Here is a 15,375-nt window from a genome sequence, read left to right as displayed (position 1 = left end):
CCTAACGACGGGGCAGTCCGAGCACCTGCTGCGCGATGATGTTGCGCTGGATCTCCGACGTGCCACCGGCGATGGTGCCCGAGAAGCTTCTGGCGTAGCGCTCGAACCACGATGCGAAGTAGTGGTCGAGGTTCATGTGGGCGTACGGGCCCGACGTGGCCGGGTGCACCAGCCCGTCCGGACCCGCAGCCTCCAGCGCGTGCCGCAGTGCGTGCATCTCCGCCTCGGCGCCGAGCAGTTTGGGGATGGACACCGAGGCGACGTCCACCTCACCGCGTGCCGCCTTCGCGATCCCCACCGAGCCGAGCAGGCGCAGCGCTTGGTAGTCCATGATCGTGGTCGCCAGTTGGTCGCGCTCCAGCGCGTTCGTCGGGTGAAAGTCGGCGATGGAGTTGGCGATTCGGTCGGCGAAGCCCAGCCACATCATGGTGCGCTCGTGGCCGAGCGAGCCGTTGGCGACACCCCAGCCGCCGTTGAGCGGGCCGACGAGGTTCTCCGCGGGCACCCGCACGTCGGTGAAGAAGACCTCGTTGAAGTCCTTGTTCTCCTCGCCCTGGCCGCAGATGTCGGCGAACGGCCGGCGCACCACACCGGGCAGATCGGTCGGGATGAGCAGCACGCTGATGCCCTTGTGCTTCGGCGCGTCCGGGTCGGTGCGCACGAACGTCAACAGGAAGTCGGCGTCGTGCGCGCCTGACGTCCAGACCTTCTGACCGTTGACGACGAACTCGTCGCCATCGCGAACTGCCCTGGTGCGCAACGACGCAAGGTCCGAACCGGCACTCGGTTCGCTCATACCCAGCGATGCGGTGCGCTCCCCCTTGAGCACGGGAACGGCCCACTGGTGCTTCTGCTCGTCGCTGCCGAACGTGATGAGGGACGCGGCGACGATGTTGACGCCCTGCGGGTTGAAGCTGTGATAGATCCGGCGCCGGCTCAGTTCCTCGGCGTGCACGAAGGTCTGCAGAACGCTGGCGTTGCGGCCGCCGAACTCCGGCGGCTGAGCGGGCAGCAGCCAGCCGTTGTCGAAGAGCAACCGCTGCCAGTCCCGCGCCCACTGCGGCATGTGTGACACCGAGCGCGGCCGTTCCAGGGTGTCGGACGCACTGGGCGTGTGCTCGTCCAGGAACGCGGCGAACTCGGCGCGGAACTCCTCGACGTCGGGGTCGAAAGCCAGCTGCATCAGTAGTCCCCCCGGTATTCCTCGGCGATCATCGCGCGATGCTCTGCGGCACCGCCCAGCATCAGCTCACCGGCCTTGGCCCGTTTCAGGGCGAACTGCAGGTCGTTCTCCCACGTGAAGCCCATCGCACCGAACGTCTGCAGGCCGTGCCGGAACACCAGCGCCTGACACTCCCCCGCGGACGCCTTGGCCATCGCCGCGGCGAGGCGGCGGCGCGGGTCGTCGGCCGCGATGGTCAGCGCCGCGAAGTAGCACAGCGCTCGGGCGCGCTCGATCGCGACGTGCATGTCGGCGGCCTTGTGCTGGATCGCCTGGAACGTGCCGATGGCGACGCCGAACTGCTGGCGGCTCTTGGCGTGCTCGAGTGCGAGGTCGAGGATCCGCTGGCAGGCGCCGACCATGGTGATGGCCATACCCATCAGTGCGATGTGGCGCGCGCGCTCGGTGTCGACGGGCAGCCGGTCGGCGTCGGCCACGTGCACCCCGGCGAACGACACCTCGGCGACGTGCAGCACCGGGTCGAAGACGTCGACGCGCCGCGCGGTGACGTCCTCGGCGTTGACCAGAAACACTCCGGCCGGCGTGACGACCGCCAGCCGTTCCGCGCGGTCACCGTCGAGCACGAAGCGGTCGGTACCGCTCAGCACCCAGCCCCCGGAGTCGCGGACCGCGGTGACGCCGGTGTACACGGCCGCGCCCGCGCTGAGCGGATCGAACCGGTCTCCGACGAGCGGTGCGAACTGGGTCAACGTCGCCAGGTACGGCGTTGGGTCGGTGGCCCGGCCGAGCTCCTCGAGCACGATCGCCAGTTCGACGGCGTTCTCGGTGTCGGTGAGTTCCGTCCACCCGGCTTCCGCGTACGTCTTCCACAGCGGCGTCGGGTCGACGCCGTCCTCGGCAACACTGCGCACCAGCGTCGGCGCACAGTTCTTCCCGACGGCGTCGCGCACCGTCTCCTGCCATAACCGCTGATCAGCATCAAACTCGAGTAACACCCGCGTCGCCTCCTGTGACCGCCTACGTCCAAGACGAGAATAGCATTCTCGCAATCGGTGTCATCATTCTCGCCGCACGACTGTTCATTCTCGTCGATGTCGCGCTGAGCGATCGACCAGCATGGGCGTTTACCTGTGCAGATGTTAAGCGACGTGCTGGAGAACAGAATTCTTGATATCGAAGAACAACGATCTATATTGGGATGACGACCGGCGGCACCCTCCGTCGGTCCGCACTACGGACGGATTGGCGTGAAGCGACCGTGAAAGAGCTCATCGACGAGGCAGGCAACACCGTCGAAGTCCCGGTGATCGACGCCAGCGTGCACGTCTTCACCCAGTCGAACAAGGACCTGCGAAGGAACTTCATGCAGGAACCGTTCCGCAGCCGGGGCTTTCCCGACTACGAGATGGACTGGTACGGCGCGCCCGGCGGCGAGTACGCCGACCATACGGAGGGGCCCGACGGGCAGTATCCCGGCTCCGATCCGGCGCTGACCGCCAAGCACCTGTTCACCGACCGCGGTGTCGACATCGCCGTCCTGCATCCGATGACGCGCGGCATCATGCCGGACCGGCATCTCGGCACCGCCATCGCCGCGGCGCACAACGAGATGCTGGTGACGCGCTGGCTCGACGATGCCGAGTTCGGCGAGAGGTTCCGCGGCACCATCCGGGTGAACCCCGACGACATCGCGGGCGCGCTGCGGGAGATCGAGAAGTACAAGGACCACCCGAGGGTGGTTCAGCTCGGCATCCCGCTGCAATCCCGCGAGCTGTACGGCAAGCCGCAGTTCTGGCCGCTCTGGGAGGCTGCCGTCGATGCCGGCCTGCCCATCTCGGTGCACTTCGAGGTCGGGTCGGGTGTTCAGCTGCCGCCGACGCCGAACGGGCTGACGCGCACCTACGAGCAGTTCGTCGGCTTCACCGCGCTCAACTTCCTCTACCACCTGATGAACATGATCGCCGAGGGCGTCTTCGAGCGTTGGCCCACATGCAAGTTCGTCTGGGCGGACGGGGCCGCCGACATGCTGACGCCGTTCATCTGGCGGATGGACTGCTTCGGCAGGCCGCACCTGGAGCAGACGCCGTGGGCGCCCAAGATCCCCAGCGACTACCTTCCCGACCACGTGTTCTTCGTCCAGGGCGCCCTGGACGGACCCGGTGATGTCGAGTTCGCCGGTGAATGGGCCGGTTTCACCGGCAAGGACGACATGGTGATGTACGGCTCGAGTTATCCGCACTGGCAGCTCAACGAGTTGTCGGTGCCCAGTGCGTACACCGCCGAGCAGCGCGACAAGTTGTGCTGGCGCAATGCCGCCGAGCTCTACGGGATTCATTTACCGGTCAACACGTCCGCTGCTGCGGCACAGTAGAGGGAACCAGGAGGCTCTTCCATGACCGTCACCGCCAATCCACGAGTGCCCGCCGCCGAACGCATCGCCGTCCGGTGCGTCGACTCCGACGTCCATCCCGCTCCCCGAAGCGGTGAGCTCGGGCAGTACATCCCGGAACCGTGGCGCAGCAAGTACTTCGGCAACCACAAGGTCGGCGACCAGATCTACTACGACGCTCCCGACTACGCGCATTCGTTCGCGATGCGCGTCGACGCGTTTCCCCCGGATGGCGAGTTCGCCTGCAGCGACCCCGATCTGGCGTTCAAGCAGCTGATCATGGAGGCGGGCGCGGACGTCTGCATCCTGGAGCCCGCCGCGTATCCGGCGCGGATTCCCGAGGCCGAGCAGGCCATGGCGACCGCCCTCAACCACTGGCAGGCCAACCACTGGCTGGACAGCCGCAACAACTGGCACGGGCGCTGGCGGGGTTCCATCTGCGCGGCGATCCAAACCCCCGAGCTCGCCGTGGCCGAGATCGAGGACTGGGCCGGACATCCCTTCATGTCGCAGATCCTGATCAAGGCGGAGCCGCGACCCTCCTGGGGTAACCCGAAATACGACCCGATCTGGGCGGCGGCGACCAAGCACGACATACCGGTGAGCTGCCACCTGTCCCGCAGCCACTACGACGAGCTGCCCATGCCGCCGGTCGGGTTGCCCAGCTACAACCACGATTTCATGGTCACGTACTCGCTACTCGCTGCCAATCAGGTGATGAGCCTGATCTTCGACGGCACGTTCGACCGGCATCCGACGCTCAAGATCGTGTTCGTCGAGCACGCATTCACCTGGATCCTGCCGCTGATGTGGCGGATGGACGCGCTGTACGAGGACCGCAAGTCGTGGGTCGACATCAAGCGCAAGCCCAGCGAGTACGTCAAGGATCACATCAAGTTCACCACTCAACCGCTCGACTACCCCGAGGACAAGACCGAACTGACAAGGGCTTTCGAGTGGATGGAGTGCGAGAAGATCCTGCTGTTCAGCAGCGACTACCCGCACTGGACCTTCGATGATCCGCGCTGGCTCGTCAAGCACCTGCCCGAGCACGCCCGTGAGCCCATCATGTTCCGCAACGGGATGGCCACCTACCGCAACGTGCCGGAGACCGTGCCGGCACTCGAGGGTCAGGTCCGGGTCTTTTGATCGGCGGGCAGGAGCGCAGCGACTCGGGATTCGTCGACGAATGACCGAACCGAAGACGCCCCGGCTGGCGCAGGGGCGTGAGCATGTCGTCGCCACCGTCGACGAGATCCCGCCGGGCACACACAAGTTGGTTCCGATCGGGCGTCACGGCGTGGGTGTGTACAACGTCAACGGCACGTTCTACGCCATCGCGAACTACTGTCCGCACGAGGGCGGTCCGCTGTGCTCGGGACGCACCCGCGGCCTGAACGTCGTCGACGAGAACGTGCCAGGCGACTCGGTGATGGTCCGTGACAAGGAGTTCATCTTCTGCCCATGGCACCAGTGGGGTTTCGAGCTCGCCACGGGGACCACCGCGGTCAAGCCGGAGTGGAGCATCCGCACCTATCCCGTGCGGGTCGTCGGCGACGACGTACTCGTACAGGCCTAGACCCAACTTCGAGCCAGGGGAGCACTGTTGCCCAACAAGACCATCGAGATCAACGGCGGGAACGTCGTCTACGAGATCCTCGGTGCAAAGAACACAGCGGATGAGTACATCGTGCTGACCCCCGGCGGGCGGTTCAGCAAGGACATTCCAGGGCTGAAGCCACTCGCGCGCGCCTTGGTCAAGGGTGGTTACCGGGTGCTGCTGTGGGACCGACCGAACTGCGGCAAGTCCGACGTGCAGTTCTACGGACAGAGCGAATCCCACATGCGCGCAGAGACATTGGCGAAGCTCATCACCGAACTCGGCATCGGACCGTGCATCATCGCGGGGGGTTCCGGCGGAGCCAGGGACTCGATGATCACCACGATGCTCTACCCCGAACTGGTGACCAAGCTGGTGGTGTGGAACATCGTCGGCGGCGTCTACGGCTCGTTCGTGCTCGGCGGCCACTACATCACGCCGAGCATCCTGGCCGCCCGCGGAATGGGCATCAAGGGCCTGCTTCACGTGGCCGAGTGGAAGCAGCGCATCGAGGAGAATCCGGCGAACCGCGACCGCATTCTGGCGCTCGACCTCGACGACTTCCTCAAGGTCATGCTGCGGTGGCTCAACGCGTTCGTCTCGAAGCCCGGCCAGACCATTCCCGGCGTCCCGGACGAGATGTTCGACGAGATCAAGGTGCCCACGCTGATCATCCGGGGCGGTGAGAACGACTGGGACCACCCGAAGCGGACCTCGCTCGAGGTGAGCTGTCTGATCAAGGGTTCCACGCTGATCGACCCACCGTGGCCCGAGGACGCGTGGGAGCGTGCCGGCGAGAGGTTCGCCGCGAGCGGTGGGACGAAGTTCTGTCTGTTCGACACCTGGGTCCAGGCGGCGCCCGCGATTCTCGACTTCGTGAAGTCGTGACCGCCGTGCGCGCTCAGACCGAACGGATGTGGACCTCGCAGTTGAGCGAGGCCTCGAGCGCGGTGTGCACCCGACTCTCGGGCACCCGCCGCAGGTCCGAGGCGGGCAGCGTCACGGTGATCACGTCCCAGCCGTCGTCGCCTGCGACGCGTTCGATCTCGCCGCGCAGGCCGAGGCCGGCCAGCACTCCGTGTGCGTCGTCGTCGGTGCCGCGGCTCACGTACGTCAGCACGCCTGCCGCCGGCGTGCTTCCGAAGGTTCCGAAAGCCTTGGCGCACAATCCGACCGCCGTGCGCATGAGCTCATCGGGATCGTCGCCGGCGATCAGCACCTCGACCTGCCTGCGATTGGCCGGCATGGCGGCGAGATCGGCGGCCACGACGTCGAACCCGGCCTCGACCGCGAGCGCGCCCAGCGTCGCCATCCCGTCGCGTAACTGTGCGGGCTCCAGCAGCCCGGTCGGGTCGACGTCGACGCGCACCACCGCGGTTCTCATGTCCGTCAGCCTATCCGGGGGCAGGAGGGGTCAGTCATGACCGATAACGGCTTGGCCACCAGGGTGAGAGTCGCCGTCTGGCCGGGGCTCGAGCCCCGCCTGCTGCTCGCCTCGGACGAGCGCGAGGACCATGCGGCCTACGTATCGGCGGGCGGGTACCGGGATCTGGACGATCCCGCGGCCTTCCTCGACGACGTCGACCGCAGCGGCCTGCTGGGCCGCGGCGGCGCGGCCTTCCCCCTCGCCGTGAAGCTCCGTGCGGTGCGGGCCGCTCACGACGCCGGGCACCGAACCGTGGTGTTGGCCAACGGCGAAGAGGGTGAACCCGCCTCGGTCAAGGACAGGTGGTTGCTTCGTCATCGGCCGCATCTGGTGCTCGACGGGGTGCGCCTCGCGGCACGCGTCGTCGGAGCCGACCGCGCCTACGTGTACGTGTCCGACGTCGACGCCGCACAGGCGGTGAACGCCGCGCTGGCGGACGTCGGGGACGGTGGCGTCACCGTGAGCGTCGTGACCGTCGACCCCGGCTACGTGGCAGGCGAGGAGACGGCGGCCGTTCGCGCGGTCAACGGTGGACCGGCCAAGCCGACGGACAAGCCTCCGCGCCCGTTCGAGCAGGGCGTCAACGGGCTCCCCACCCTGGTGAGCAACGTCGAGACGCTGGCGAACCTGCCGTTCATCCTCCGCCGGGGCAGCGACGAGTACCGGGCACAGGGCACGTCGGCGTCGCCCGGCACCTTCCTCGCGACCGTGACAGTCGGGGGCCGACCACCCGCGCTGTACGAGTTGCCACACGGCACGCCGATGACCGAACTGCTTGACCACCACCGCATTTCCCGCGACGAGGTCACGGGGGTGCTGATGGGCGGCTACTTCGCGGGTCTGCTGAATCGTGAGGTGCTCGACGCCACGCTCGACCACGAGAGCATGCGTCGGCTCGGCAGCGGGCTCGGGTGCGGTGCCGTTGCTCTGATCACCGACGAGTGCCCCGTCGCCGTCGCGGCGTCGGTGCTGAGCTACTTCGACCGCGAGAACGCGGGCCAGTGCGGATCGTGTTTCAACGGCACGGCCGCGATGGCGGCGGTCGCCGGCGCCCTGCGCGACGGCATCGCGACGTCCGAGGATCTCGGCCGGCTCGAGCGGTGGTCGGTGGTGCTCCGCGGACGTGGCGCCTGCGCGACGCTCGACGCGGCGACCAACGTGGCGGCCAGCCTGCTGCGGGCGTTTCCGCAGGATGTTGCCCGACACCTGACCGGCGCGTGCGAACCGTGCCGGGCGGGCGCCTACTCGGCGAGCCGGCCCTACGAAGTGGAGATGGTGTCGTGAGTGACTCGATGCGAATCAGGCTCGACCGCACCATGTGCGACGGATTCGGCGCCTGCGCCAAGCACGCCCCCGAGTACTTCTCACTCGACGACTGGGGCTACGCGTCGCTGATCGGCGACGGCACCGTGCCCGAGTCGGACCGTCCCGCGGTGCTGCGTGCGCTGCTGGACTGCCCGGTGCACGCGATCATCGAGATGGGCGGGCATCCTCCGCTACCCGAGCGCAGCCACCCCGTTCCACACGAGGCCGCCGAACCCGATCTGTCGACGGCGGACAGCGAGGCGATGTCGGAGTTCGTCCGGTGACACGCCCTCTCCCCCAGCTCACCGTCCTCAACGAGTTCTTCTGGACCGCAGGCGCCGACGGCGAACTGCGCATCCAGGAGTGCACGAGCTGCCAGTCGCTGATCCACCCGCCCGCACCCGTCTGCCGGTACTGCAGGCAGACCAAGATGGGCGTGCGCGCGGTGTCGGGAAGGGGCACGCTCGCGGGGTTCTCGGTCAACCACCGCTTCGGCTTCCCCGACCTGCCGCCGCCGTACGTGGTGGCCGAGGTCGCGCTCATCGAGGACCCGCGAGTTCGGTTGACCACCAACATCGTCGACGCGGACCCCGACTCGCTGGCGATCGGCCAGCCCGTCGAGGTGACGTTCCAGCAGATCGACGACGTGTGGCTGCCGCTGTTCGTTCCCGCCGAAGACCCGGACGCGCCCACCGCGATGCCCGAGGATCTGATCCCGCCCGAGCGCTTCGCCGAGCACGTCCGTCCGATGCTCACCGCCGAGAAGTTCGAAAAGCACTCCGCCATCACCGGAATCGGCATGTCGACCATCGGGCGCAGGCTCATGGTGCCGCCGCTGTCGCTGACGATCGAGGCGGCCGAGAAGGCCGTCGCCGACGCGGGTCTGACGTTCGACGACATCGACGGCCTGTCGACCTATCCCGGACTCGACATGATGGGGATGGGCGAGGGCGGCGTCAGCGTGCTCGAGGGTGCGCTCGGTCTGCGACCCACCTGGATCAACGGCGGCATGGACACGTTCGGCCCCGGCGGTTCCGTGATCGCGGCGATGATGGCGATCGCGACCGGGATGGCCCGCCACGTGCTCTGCTTTCGCACGCTGTGGGAGGCGACGTTCCAGCAGCTGATGAAGGAGGGCAGGATGGCGCCCCCGATGGGCGCCCGCACCTCCAGCTTCCAGCATCCTTTCGGGGCGACGTCAGCCGCACACGTGTTGGCGCAGAACGCGAGTCGGCACTTCCACCGCTACGGCACGACGCGCGAGACACTCGGCTGGATCGCCCTGAACCAGCGGGCCAACGCCGCGCTGAACCCGACCGCTATCTACCGCGACCCGATGACGATGGACGACTACCTGTCGGCGCGGCCGATCACGACGCCGTTCGGCCTCTACGACTGCGACGTGCCATGCGACGGCGCGGTGGCGGTGATCGTCTCGGCGGCCGAGGCCGCCAAGGACGCGCCGAAGAAGCCGGTGTACTTCGAAGCCGTCGGTACCCAGATCATCGAGCGGCTCGACTGGGACCAGACCACGCTCACCCACGAACCCCAGGTGCTGGGCCAGAGCGCACACCTGTGGTCGCGAACGTCGTTGCGCCCCGGTGATGTCGACGTCGCCGAGCTCTACGACGGGTTCACCTTCAACTGCCTGTCCTGGCTGGAGGGATTGGGCTTCTGCGGGATCGGCGAGGCCAAGGACTTTCTCGACGGCGGCAGGGCCATTGCCCGCGACGGCGTCATCCCGCTCAACACGCACGGCGGCCAGCTGTCGCACGGCCGCACCCACGGCATGGGCCTGATCCACGAGGCCGTCACCCAGTTGCGCGGCGAGGCGGGCGAACGGCAGGTCGCCGGTGCGAAGGTCGCCGTCGCGAGCAGCGGTGGGCTCACCCCCAGCGGTGTGATGCTGATGCGGACCGACGCGTGACACCCGTTCCACAGCCGCGCATCGTCCTCGTCGACGGCGTGCCGATGTCGGCGCTCGTAACGACCGCACCGGAGCCGCGCGGGGTCATCGTCGCCGTGCACGGCGGGGCCACCATGGGAGCCTACTTCGACTGCCCCGGCAATCCGCGACTGTCGCTGGTGCGGGCTGCGGCGGCACACGGTTTCACCGCAATCGCCTTGGACAGGCCGGGTTACGGCTCGTCGGCGCTGTACGCCGAGGAGTTCGACGACCCCGATCGTCGCGTGAGCTTCGCCTACGGCGCCGTCGACACGATCCTCGGGAACACCGCTCGCGGCGCGGGCGTGTTCCTGATGGGACACTCCGCGGGGTGCGAACTCGCGCTGCGCATGTCCGTCGAGCGCGACGTCGTCGGGATCGAACTCGCGGGCACCGGACTGCGCTATCACGCGGACGCGCGGGCGGTCATCAAGCAGGCCACCTTGACGACGCGACCCGGACTGCGGGATCTGTTGTGGCAACCGACATCGCTGTACCCGCAGGAGGTGCTGACGAGCGTATTGTCAGCGCCCGGCGTGGCATACGAAATGGAGGTCACGACGCAGTGGGCGCGGCGGGATCTCCCCGAACTCGCGGCGCGGGTGACCGCACCGGTGCAGTTCAGCGTCGCCGATCACGAGGCGGTGTGGGACTCGACCCCCGAGGCGATCGCGTCGATCGTCGCCCTGTTCTCCGCGGCGCCCGGCGTCACCGTCAACGAGGTGGCCGACGCCGGACACAACATCAGCGTCGGACTCTCGGCCGACGAGTATCACCGGCGGGTGCTGGCATTCGCCGACGAGTGCTTTGCACGGATGGGAGCAGAGGCGGGCCGATGAGCGTGTGCGCGAAGAGGAGAACAGCATGAGAGTCGGATTCATCGGGTTGGGCAGCCAGGGCGGCCCCATGGCGCGTCGAATCGTCGAGGGCGGTTTCGATCTCACGCTCTGGGCGCGCCGAGCGGCGTCGCTCGAGCCGTACTCCGACACCGCCGCGAAGACCGCCGCGACACCGGCCGAACTCGGTGCGGCCAGCGACCTGGTGTGCCTCTGCGTCGTCGGCGACGACGACGTGCGGCAGGTGTTGCACGGTGACGAGGGCGTGCTGGCTGGGCTGCAACCCGGCGGCATCGTCGCAATCCACAGCACGATTCACCCCGACACGTGTCGTGAACTCGCGGAAGCCGCCGCCAAGCAGGGCGTTACGGTCATCGACGCCCCGGTTTCCGGCGGTGCGCCGGCCGTCGAGGAGGGCACGCTGATGGTGATGGTCGGCGGTGCTGACGACGTCATCGAGACGGTGCGTCCGGTGTTCGCCACGTACTCTGACGCCATCGTCCACCTCGGCGGATTGGGCGCCGGGCAGGTCGCCAAGATCCTGAACAACCTGCAGTTCACCGCGAACCTCGGCAGCGCGTTGAGCACGCTGGAGTTGGGCGACGCGCTCGGACTGGAACGGCAGCGGCTGTGCGAGGTACTCAACCGCGGCTCGGCGACCAGCAAGGCGATCAGCAGCATCACGATGTTCGGCGGCACGGTCGAGGGCCTCGCTCCGATCGCAGGCGGGTTGCTGCAGAAGGACGTTCGGCACGCGGCGAGCCTGGCCGCGGAGGCCGGCGCATCGGAGGGCACGGTGTTCACGGTCGCCGACACGGCACTGGAGAACATGGACCACGCTCGCTGATGAGCGCGTGCGCGAAGAGGAGACTGTTCTGATGGACGTGGGCTTCGTCGGAGCCGGGCGCATGGGCGCTCCGATGATCTCGCGACTCGTCGCCGCGGGACACTCGGTGCGCGCGGTCGGCCGTACCGACGAGAAGCGTGCCGCGGCAGCACAACTCGGCGCGACCCCGGTGTCGGAGATCGCCGAGGCGGTGACCGGTGCCGACGCCGTCATCGTGTGCGTTTTCACCGACGACCAGGTCAGGGAGCTATGCCTCGACGGGCCGCTCGTCGAGGCGATGGCGCCGGGCGCCGCGCTGGTCCTGCACACCACGGGTAGCCCGCGCACCGCCCAGGCCATCGCCGCCCGGTTCGGCCACGTCGACGTCGTCGACGCACCGGTCAGCGGCGGGCCGCACGACATCGCCGCGGGCTCGGTCACCCTGTTCGTCGGGGGTTCGGACGATGCGGTGGCGCGGCTGACTCCCCTGCTCGGCGCGTACGCGGACCCGGTCCTGCACGCTGGCGAGACCGGTGCGGGGCAACTGGTCAAGCTGGTCAACAACACGCTGTTCGCTGCGCAGATCGGCCTGGTCGCGGAGGGCACTCGCCTCGGCACCCGGTTCGGCATCTCGGAGGGACCGCTGCTGAACGCGCTGACCCACGGCAGCGCGCAGAGTCGGGTGCTCAGCATGATCGCCTCGGCGGGCTCGGCTGACGCGTTCATCGCGGCGGTCGGCGAGTTCATCGGCAAAGACGTGGCGGTCGTGCGCAAGACCGTCGCCGAACTGGGCGGCGACCTCGGCCCGCTGGACGCCGTGGTCAGAGCCGGGGCGCCGTCGTGAGCCGGTCCGAGCGGCTCGGCGATTCGGCTGACTTTCAAGACCGTATGTCGCATAATGGGTGCGTTACAGTCGCACAGCCTTTCGTAACGTATTCGGCCCTAACCACGGGTCCGAGGAGGACGCAGTGACAAAGCCCCAGGTCGTTTTCAGCCCGGTGTCGCAGGAGTACTTCGAGAACCCCTACGAGGTGTACAAGCGGATGCGCGACGAGGCGCCGCTGTACTACGACGAGGCCGAGGACTTCTACGCCCTGACCCGGCACGAGGACGTGGCGGCGGCGTTCAAGGACCACGAGTCGTTCTCGTCGGCACGGGGTTGCGATCTGGGCATGGTGCGCTCCGGCGAGGTTCCGCAGAAGTCGATCATCTTCATGGATCCGCCCGACCACCGGCACATGCGCAGCCTGCTCAACAAGGCGTTCACGCCTCGTGCCATCCAGTCGCAGCGCGAGACCGTCGTCGAACTCATCGAGCACTACCTCGGCAAGGCCGACCCGGACCACTTCGACGTCGTTCAGGACTTCTCCGGCCCGTTCCCGGTGGAGGTCATCACCCGGATGGCGGGCGTGCCCGAGGAGTTCCGTCAGCAGGTCCGGCACTGGATCGACAAGAGCCTGCACCGCAAGCCGGGTCAGATCGACCTCGACGACGACAACATGCAGGCCAACATCGACTCGGGCATGTACTACTACGGGCTGGTGCTGGAGCGCCGGGAGAACCCGCAGGACGACATGATCAGCCGCCTGATCGCCGCGGAGATCCCCGGCCCGGACGGCACGATGCGCAAGCTCGACGACATCGAGATCACCGGCTTCACCACGCTGCTCGGCGGCGCGGGCGCGGAGACGGTCACGAAGCTCGTCGGCAGCGCCGTGGTCGAGTTCGCCAAGCATCCCGAGCAGTGGCAGAAGCTGCTCGACGACCGCAGCAAGATCCCGGCCGCCGTCGAGGAACTGCTGCGCTGGGTCGGCCCGGTGCAGTACAACGTCCGCTACAGCGTGAAGGACGTCGAGGTGCCCAGCGGCGTCATCCCCGTCAACAAGCCGGTGTTCCTGATGGGCGCCGCCGCCAACCGCGACCCCCGCGCCTTCGACGACGGCGAGACGTTCGACATCGATCGCGACCGGAGCCAGGCGCAGAACCTCGGCCTCGGCTACGGCATCCACAGCTGCCTCGGCGCGGCGCTCGCCCGCATGGAGACCGCGATCGCCCTGGAGTACCTGCTGGACTTCATGCCGCGCTACGAGGTCGACTTCAACGGCCTCGAGCGGGTCAACATGCAGAACGTCGCGGGGTACCACCACGTCCCGGTGAAGGTGTTGAGGTGACGCAGAAGATCGAGGTCGACTTCGGCCTGTGTGAGAGCAACGGCGTGTGCATGGGCATCATCCCCGAGGTGTTCGACCTCGACGACAAGGACTACCTGCACGTGCTGCAGGACGAGGTCACGCCCGAGAACGAGCAGCAGGTCAAGGAGTCCGTGCGGCAGTGCCCACGGCAGGCGATCGCCATCGTCGACAAGTAACTCCGCCGGAATAGCATTCCTGGCTGTCACGTCAAGCTGTTGACAACTACGACGTCGGATTCGGCGAACGCGTCATCCTGCCCGCATGGGCATCGTCTTTCTGGGCAGTGAGGCACTCGACGGCGGAACGACGTGGGCTCAGCTGAGGACGCGGTCGCAGTACCGCAGGCTGTTCCCCGACGTCTACATGCCGCGCGTCACCGAGGAGTCGCTGTACTACAACACCGTCGGCGCGTGGCTGTGGTCCCGCCGTCGAGGGCCGATCACCGGACGCGCCGCAGCCGAGTTGCACGGCGCACAGTGGGTGGACCCGAAGGCGCCGATCGACCTGCTGTGGAACAACAATCGGCCACCGCCGGGAATCATCACGCACAGTGACCACTTCCTGGTCGAGGACATCCAGGAGATCGACGGCATGGCCGTCGCCACCGTTGCGCGCACCGCATACGACATGGGCAGGTACCTCCCCCGCGGTGCCGCGGTGGCGCACCTCGACGCTCTCGCGCGAGCCACCGGACTCAGGGCCGAACACGTTGCGCCGCTTATCGATCGGTACAAGGGAGCACATCACATCAGGCGATTGCGTACCGCTGTCGACCTGATGGACGGCGGCGCGCAGTCGCCGAAGGAGACGTGGTTGCGGCTGCTGTTGGTCGACGCCGGCTATCCACGCCCGACCACGCAGATCCCCGTATACGACGAGTTCGGGCACGCGTTCGCCCACCTCGACATGGGGTGGGAGCACGTCAAGATCGCGGTCGAGTACGACGGGGAGCACCACGGCACCGACGCCGATCAGTGGAAGTGGGACGTGAAGCGGCTACGACGAGTGCACGACCGCAACTGGTTGCACATCAAGGTGATCGGTGACGATCGCCCGAACGACATCCTCCCGCGGGTCGCCCGAGCATGGGCGCGCCGAAACAGTAGCCACAGCGGTTAAGCGGCCGTGCTGACGACCAGGATTACTATTCCGGCGGAAGGGGGGCGAGGCGTCAGAAGCCGGTGAGGATGGCGCCGTTGCAGTCGGCCGCGGCCTGGCGCAGCTTCAACGCCTCCTGGTAGGCGTCGGAGTAGTACCACTCCTTGGCCGCCTCAACGGATTCGAACTCCAGGAGCACGGTCTGGGTGCCGTGCCACTCGCCCTCGATCGTCTCCACCGGGGGGCCGAACGCCAGCACCGTCGCGGTCGCCATGGTCTGGCTGGCCAGCTTGGCGTACTCGCCCATCGCGGCCTGATCCTTGATGTCCTCGGTGATGATCACGTAACCCTTAGCCACTACTGCATCTCCTTTGATGTCAATCGATTTCGCGGATCGCCCGCTCGGGACAGTTGTCGATGGCCTCGCGGGCCGCATCCTCATACTCGGCGGGGACCTCTTCGGGGTCGGCCACCGCCCAGCCGTCGTCGTTCAACTCGAAGACCTCCGGGCACAGCGTCAGGCACATGCCGTGCCCCGCGCAGCGGTCCTCGTCGACGGTGACCCTCATTCGCGA

General features: G+C 67.6%; 18 protein-coding genes. 13 read left to right on the top strand and 5 right to left on the bottom strand.

Going from position 1 to position 15,375, the window contains the following annotated elements:
• Position 1: 1 nt before the first annotated feature.
• Both NM203_RS14130 and NM203_RS14125 read right to left on the bottom strand, forming a co-directional pair.
• On the bottom strand, positions 2-1,183 hold the full coding sequence (locus NM203_RS14130) for an acyl-CoA dehydrogenase family protein (RefSeq protein WP_255060610.1): 1,182 nt from the start codon (positions 1,181-1,183) through the stop codon (positions 2-4).
• Entirely contained in the window at positions 1,183-2,178 is a 996-nt protein-coding gene (locus NM203_RS14125) for an acyl-CoA dehydrogenase family protein (protein WP_255060609.1), read from the bottom strand. The genes NM203_RS14130 and NM203_RS14125 overlap by 1 nt, the downstream gene beginning before the upstream one ends.
• A 263-nt stretch (positions 2,179-2,441) precedes the next feature.
• Between NM203_RS14125 and NM203_RS14120 the strand changes: the two genes are divergently transcribed.
• Genes NM203_RS14120 through NM203_RS14105 form a run of 4 tightly spaced genes read left to right on the top strand, consistent with a single transcriptional unit; the run spans position 2,442 to position 6,060 of the window.
• On the top strand, positions 2,442-3,554 hold the full coding sequence (locus NM203_RS14120) for an amidohydrolase family protein (protein ID WP_255060607.1): 1,113 nt from the start codon (positions 2,442-2,444) through the stop codon (positions 3,552-3,554).
• Positions 3,555-3,575: 21 nt separating this feature from the next.
• Positions 3,576-4,721 (top strand): amidohydrolase family protein, encoded by a 1,146-nt coding sequence (locus tag NM203_RS14115; RefSeq protein ID WP_255060606.1) that lies wholly within the window; start codon positions 3,576-3,578, stop codon positions 4,719-4,721.
• 40 nt (positions 4,722-4,761) lie between these two features.
• Positions 4,762-5,151: a Rieske (2Fe-2S) protein gene (locus tag NM203_RS14110; RefSeq protein WP_255060605.1), complete on the top strand. Its 390-nt coding sequence runs from the start codon at positions 4,762-4,764 to the stop codon at positions 5,149-5,151.
• A gap of 27 nt (positions 5,152-5,178) precedes the next feature.
• Positions 5,179-6,060, top strand: a complete 882-nt coding sequence (locus NM203_RS14105; protein WP_255060604.1) for an alpha/beta fold hydrolase — start codon at positions 5,179-5,181, stop codon at positions 6,058-6,060.
• A 13-nt stretch (positions 6,061-6,073) separates the two neighbouring features.
• Here NM203_RS14105 and NM203_RS14100 read toward each other — a convergent pair whose 3' ends face one another.
• Positions 6,074-6,556, bottom strand: coding sequence for a hypothetical protein (locus NM203_RS14100; RefSeq protein WP_255060603.1), 483 nt, complete (start codon positions 6,554-6,556; stop codon positions 6,074-6,076).
• Positions 6,557-6,592: 36 nt separating this feature from the next.
• On the opposite strand from NM203_RS14100, the gene NM203_RS14095 reads away from it, so the two are divergent.
• From NM203_RS14095 to NM203_RS14055, 9 genes are all read left to right on the top strand, one after another.
• Positions 6,593-7,882, top strand: coding sequence for an NADH-ubiquinone oxidoreductase-F iron-sulfur binding region domain-containing protein (locus NM203_RS14095; protein ID WP_255060602.1), 1,290 nt, complete (start codon positions 6,593-6,595; stop codon positions 7,880-7,882).
• 8 nt (positions 7,883-7,890) lie between these two features.
• Positions 7,891-8,187 (top strand): ferredoxin, encoded by a 297-nt coding sequence (locus NM203_RS14090; RefSeq protein ID WP_255060851.1) that lies wholly within the window; start codon positions 7,891-7,893, stop codon positions 8,185-8,187.
• Entirely contained in the window at positions 8,184-9,830 is a 1,647-nt protein-coding gene (locus tag NM203_RS14085; RefSeq protein WP_255060601.1) for a thiolase C-terminal domain-containing protein, read from the top strand. The genes NM203_RS14090 and NM203_RS14085 overlap by 4 nt, the downstream gene beginning before the upstream one ends.
• A complete protein-coding gene (locus NM203_RS14080; RefSeq protein ID WP_308212830.1) occupies positions 9,827-10,687 on the top strand; it encodes an alpha/beta hydrolase in 861 nt (286 codons plus the stop codon). The genes NM203_RS14085 and NM203_RS14080 overlap by 4 nt, the downstream gene beginning before the upstream one ends.
• 25 nt (positions 10,688-10,712) lie before the next feature.
• Entirely contained in the window at positions 10,713-11,531 is an 819-nt protein-coding gene (locus NM203_RS14075; RefSeq protein WP_255060600.1) for an NAD(P)-dependent oxidoreductase, read from the top strand.
• Between the two features lie 31 nt (positions 11,532-11,562).
• On the top strand, positions 11,563-12,354 hold the full coding sequence (locus NM203_RS14070; RefSeq protein ID WP_255060599.1) for an NAD(P)-dependent oxidoreductase: 792 nt from the start codon (positions 11,563-11,565) through the stop codon (positions 12,352-12,354).
• A gap of 124 nt (positions 12,355-12,478) precedes the next feature.
• Positions 12,479-13,681, top strand: a complete 1,203-nt coding sequence (locus tag NM203_RS14065) for a cytochrome P450 (protein WP_255060598.1) — start codon at positions 12,479-12,481, stop codon at positions 13,679-13,681.
• A complete protein-coding gene (locus NM203_RS14060) occupies positions 13,678-13,878 on the top strand; it encodes a ferredoxin (RefSeq protein ID WP_255060597.1) in 201 nt (66 codons plus the stop codon). Before NM203_RS14065 ends, NM203_RS14060 begins: the two co-directional genes overlap by 4 nt.
• A gap of 85 nt (positions 13,879-13,963) precedes the next feature.
• Positions 13,964-14,821, top strand: coding sequence for a putative endonuclease domain-containing protein (locus NM203_RS14055; protein WP_255060596.1), 858 nt, complete (start codon positions 13,964-13,966; stop codon positions 14,819-14,821).
• Positions 14,822-14,873: 52 nt separating this feature from the next.
• Here the strand turns inward: NM203_RS14055 and NM203_RS14050 are convergent, their stop codons facing one another.
• Together NM203_RS14050 and NM203_RS14045 are read right to left on the bottom strand one after the other, a co-directional pair.
• Positions 14,874-15,158: a DUF1330 domain-containing protein gene (locus NM203_RS14050; RefSeq protein WP_255060595.1), complete on the bottom strand. Its 285-nt coding sequence runs from the start codon at positions 15,156-15,158 to the stop codon at positions 14,874-14,876.
• Between the two features lie 19 nt (positions 15,159-15,177).
• Entirely contained in the window at positions 15,178-15,369 is a 192-nt protein-coding gene (locus tag NM203_RS14045; protein ID WP_255060594.1) for a ferredoxin, read from the bottom strand.
• Between the last annotated feature and the right edge of the window lie 6 nt (positions 15,370-15,375).

The sequence above is a fragment of the Mycolicibacterium arenosum genome, from assembly GCF_024320865.1.
Classification (GTDB): Bacteria; Actinomycetota; Actinomycetes; order Mycobacteriales; family Mycobacteriaceae; genus Mycobacterium; species Mycobacterium arenosum.
This window is presented reverse-complemented; position numbering and strand designations above follow the sequence as displayed.

Coding starts and splice junctions, on each gene's coding strand:
- NM203_RS14045 (WP_255060594.1), bottom strand. CDS start 15,369: ATGAGGGTCACCGTCGACGAGGACCGCTGCGCGGGGCACGGCATGTGC.
- NM203_RS14100 (WP_255060603.1), bottom strand. CDS start 6,556: ATGAGAACCGCGGTGGTGCGCGTCGACGTCGACCCGACCGGGCTGCTG.
- NM203_RS14075 (WP_255060600.1), top strand. CDS start 10,713: ATGAGAGTCGGATTCATCGGGTTGGGCAGCCAGGGCGGCCCCATGGCG.
- NM203_RS14055 (WP_255060596.1), top strand. CDS start 13,964: ATGGGCATCGTCTTTCTGGGCAGTGAGGCACTCGACGGCGGAACGACG.
- NM203_RS14090 (WP_255060851.1), top strand. CDS start 7,891: ATGCGAATCAGGCTCGACCGCACCATGTGCGACGGATTCGGCGCCTGC.
- NM203_RS14115 (WP_255060606.1), top strand. CDS start 3,576: ATGACCGTCACCGCCAATCCACGAGTGCCCGCCGCCGAACGCATCGCC.
- NM203_RS14095 (WP_255060602.1), top strand. CDS start 6,593: ATGACCGATAACGGCTTGGCCACCAGGGTGAGAGTCGCCGTCTGGCCG.
- NM203_RS14130 (WP_255060610.1), bottom strand. CDS start 1,183: ATGCAGCTGGCTTTCGACCCCGACGTCGAGGAGTTCCGCGCCGAGTTC.
- NM203_RS14110 (WP_255060605.1), top strand. CDS start 4,762: ATGACCGAACCGAAGACGCCCCGGCTGGCGCAGGGGCGTGAGCATGTC.
- NM203_RS14070 (WP_255060599.1), top strand. CDS start 11,563: ATGGACGTGGGCTTCGTCGGAGCCGGGCGCATGGGCGCTCCGATGATC.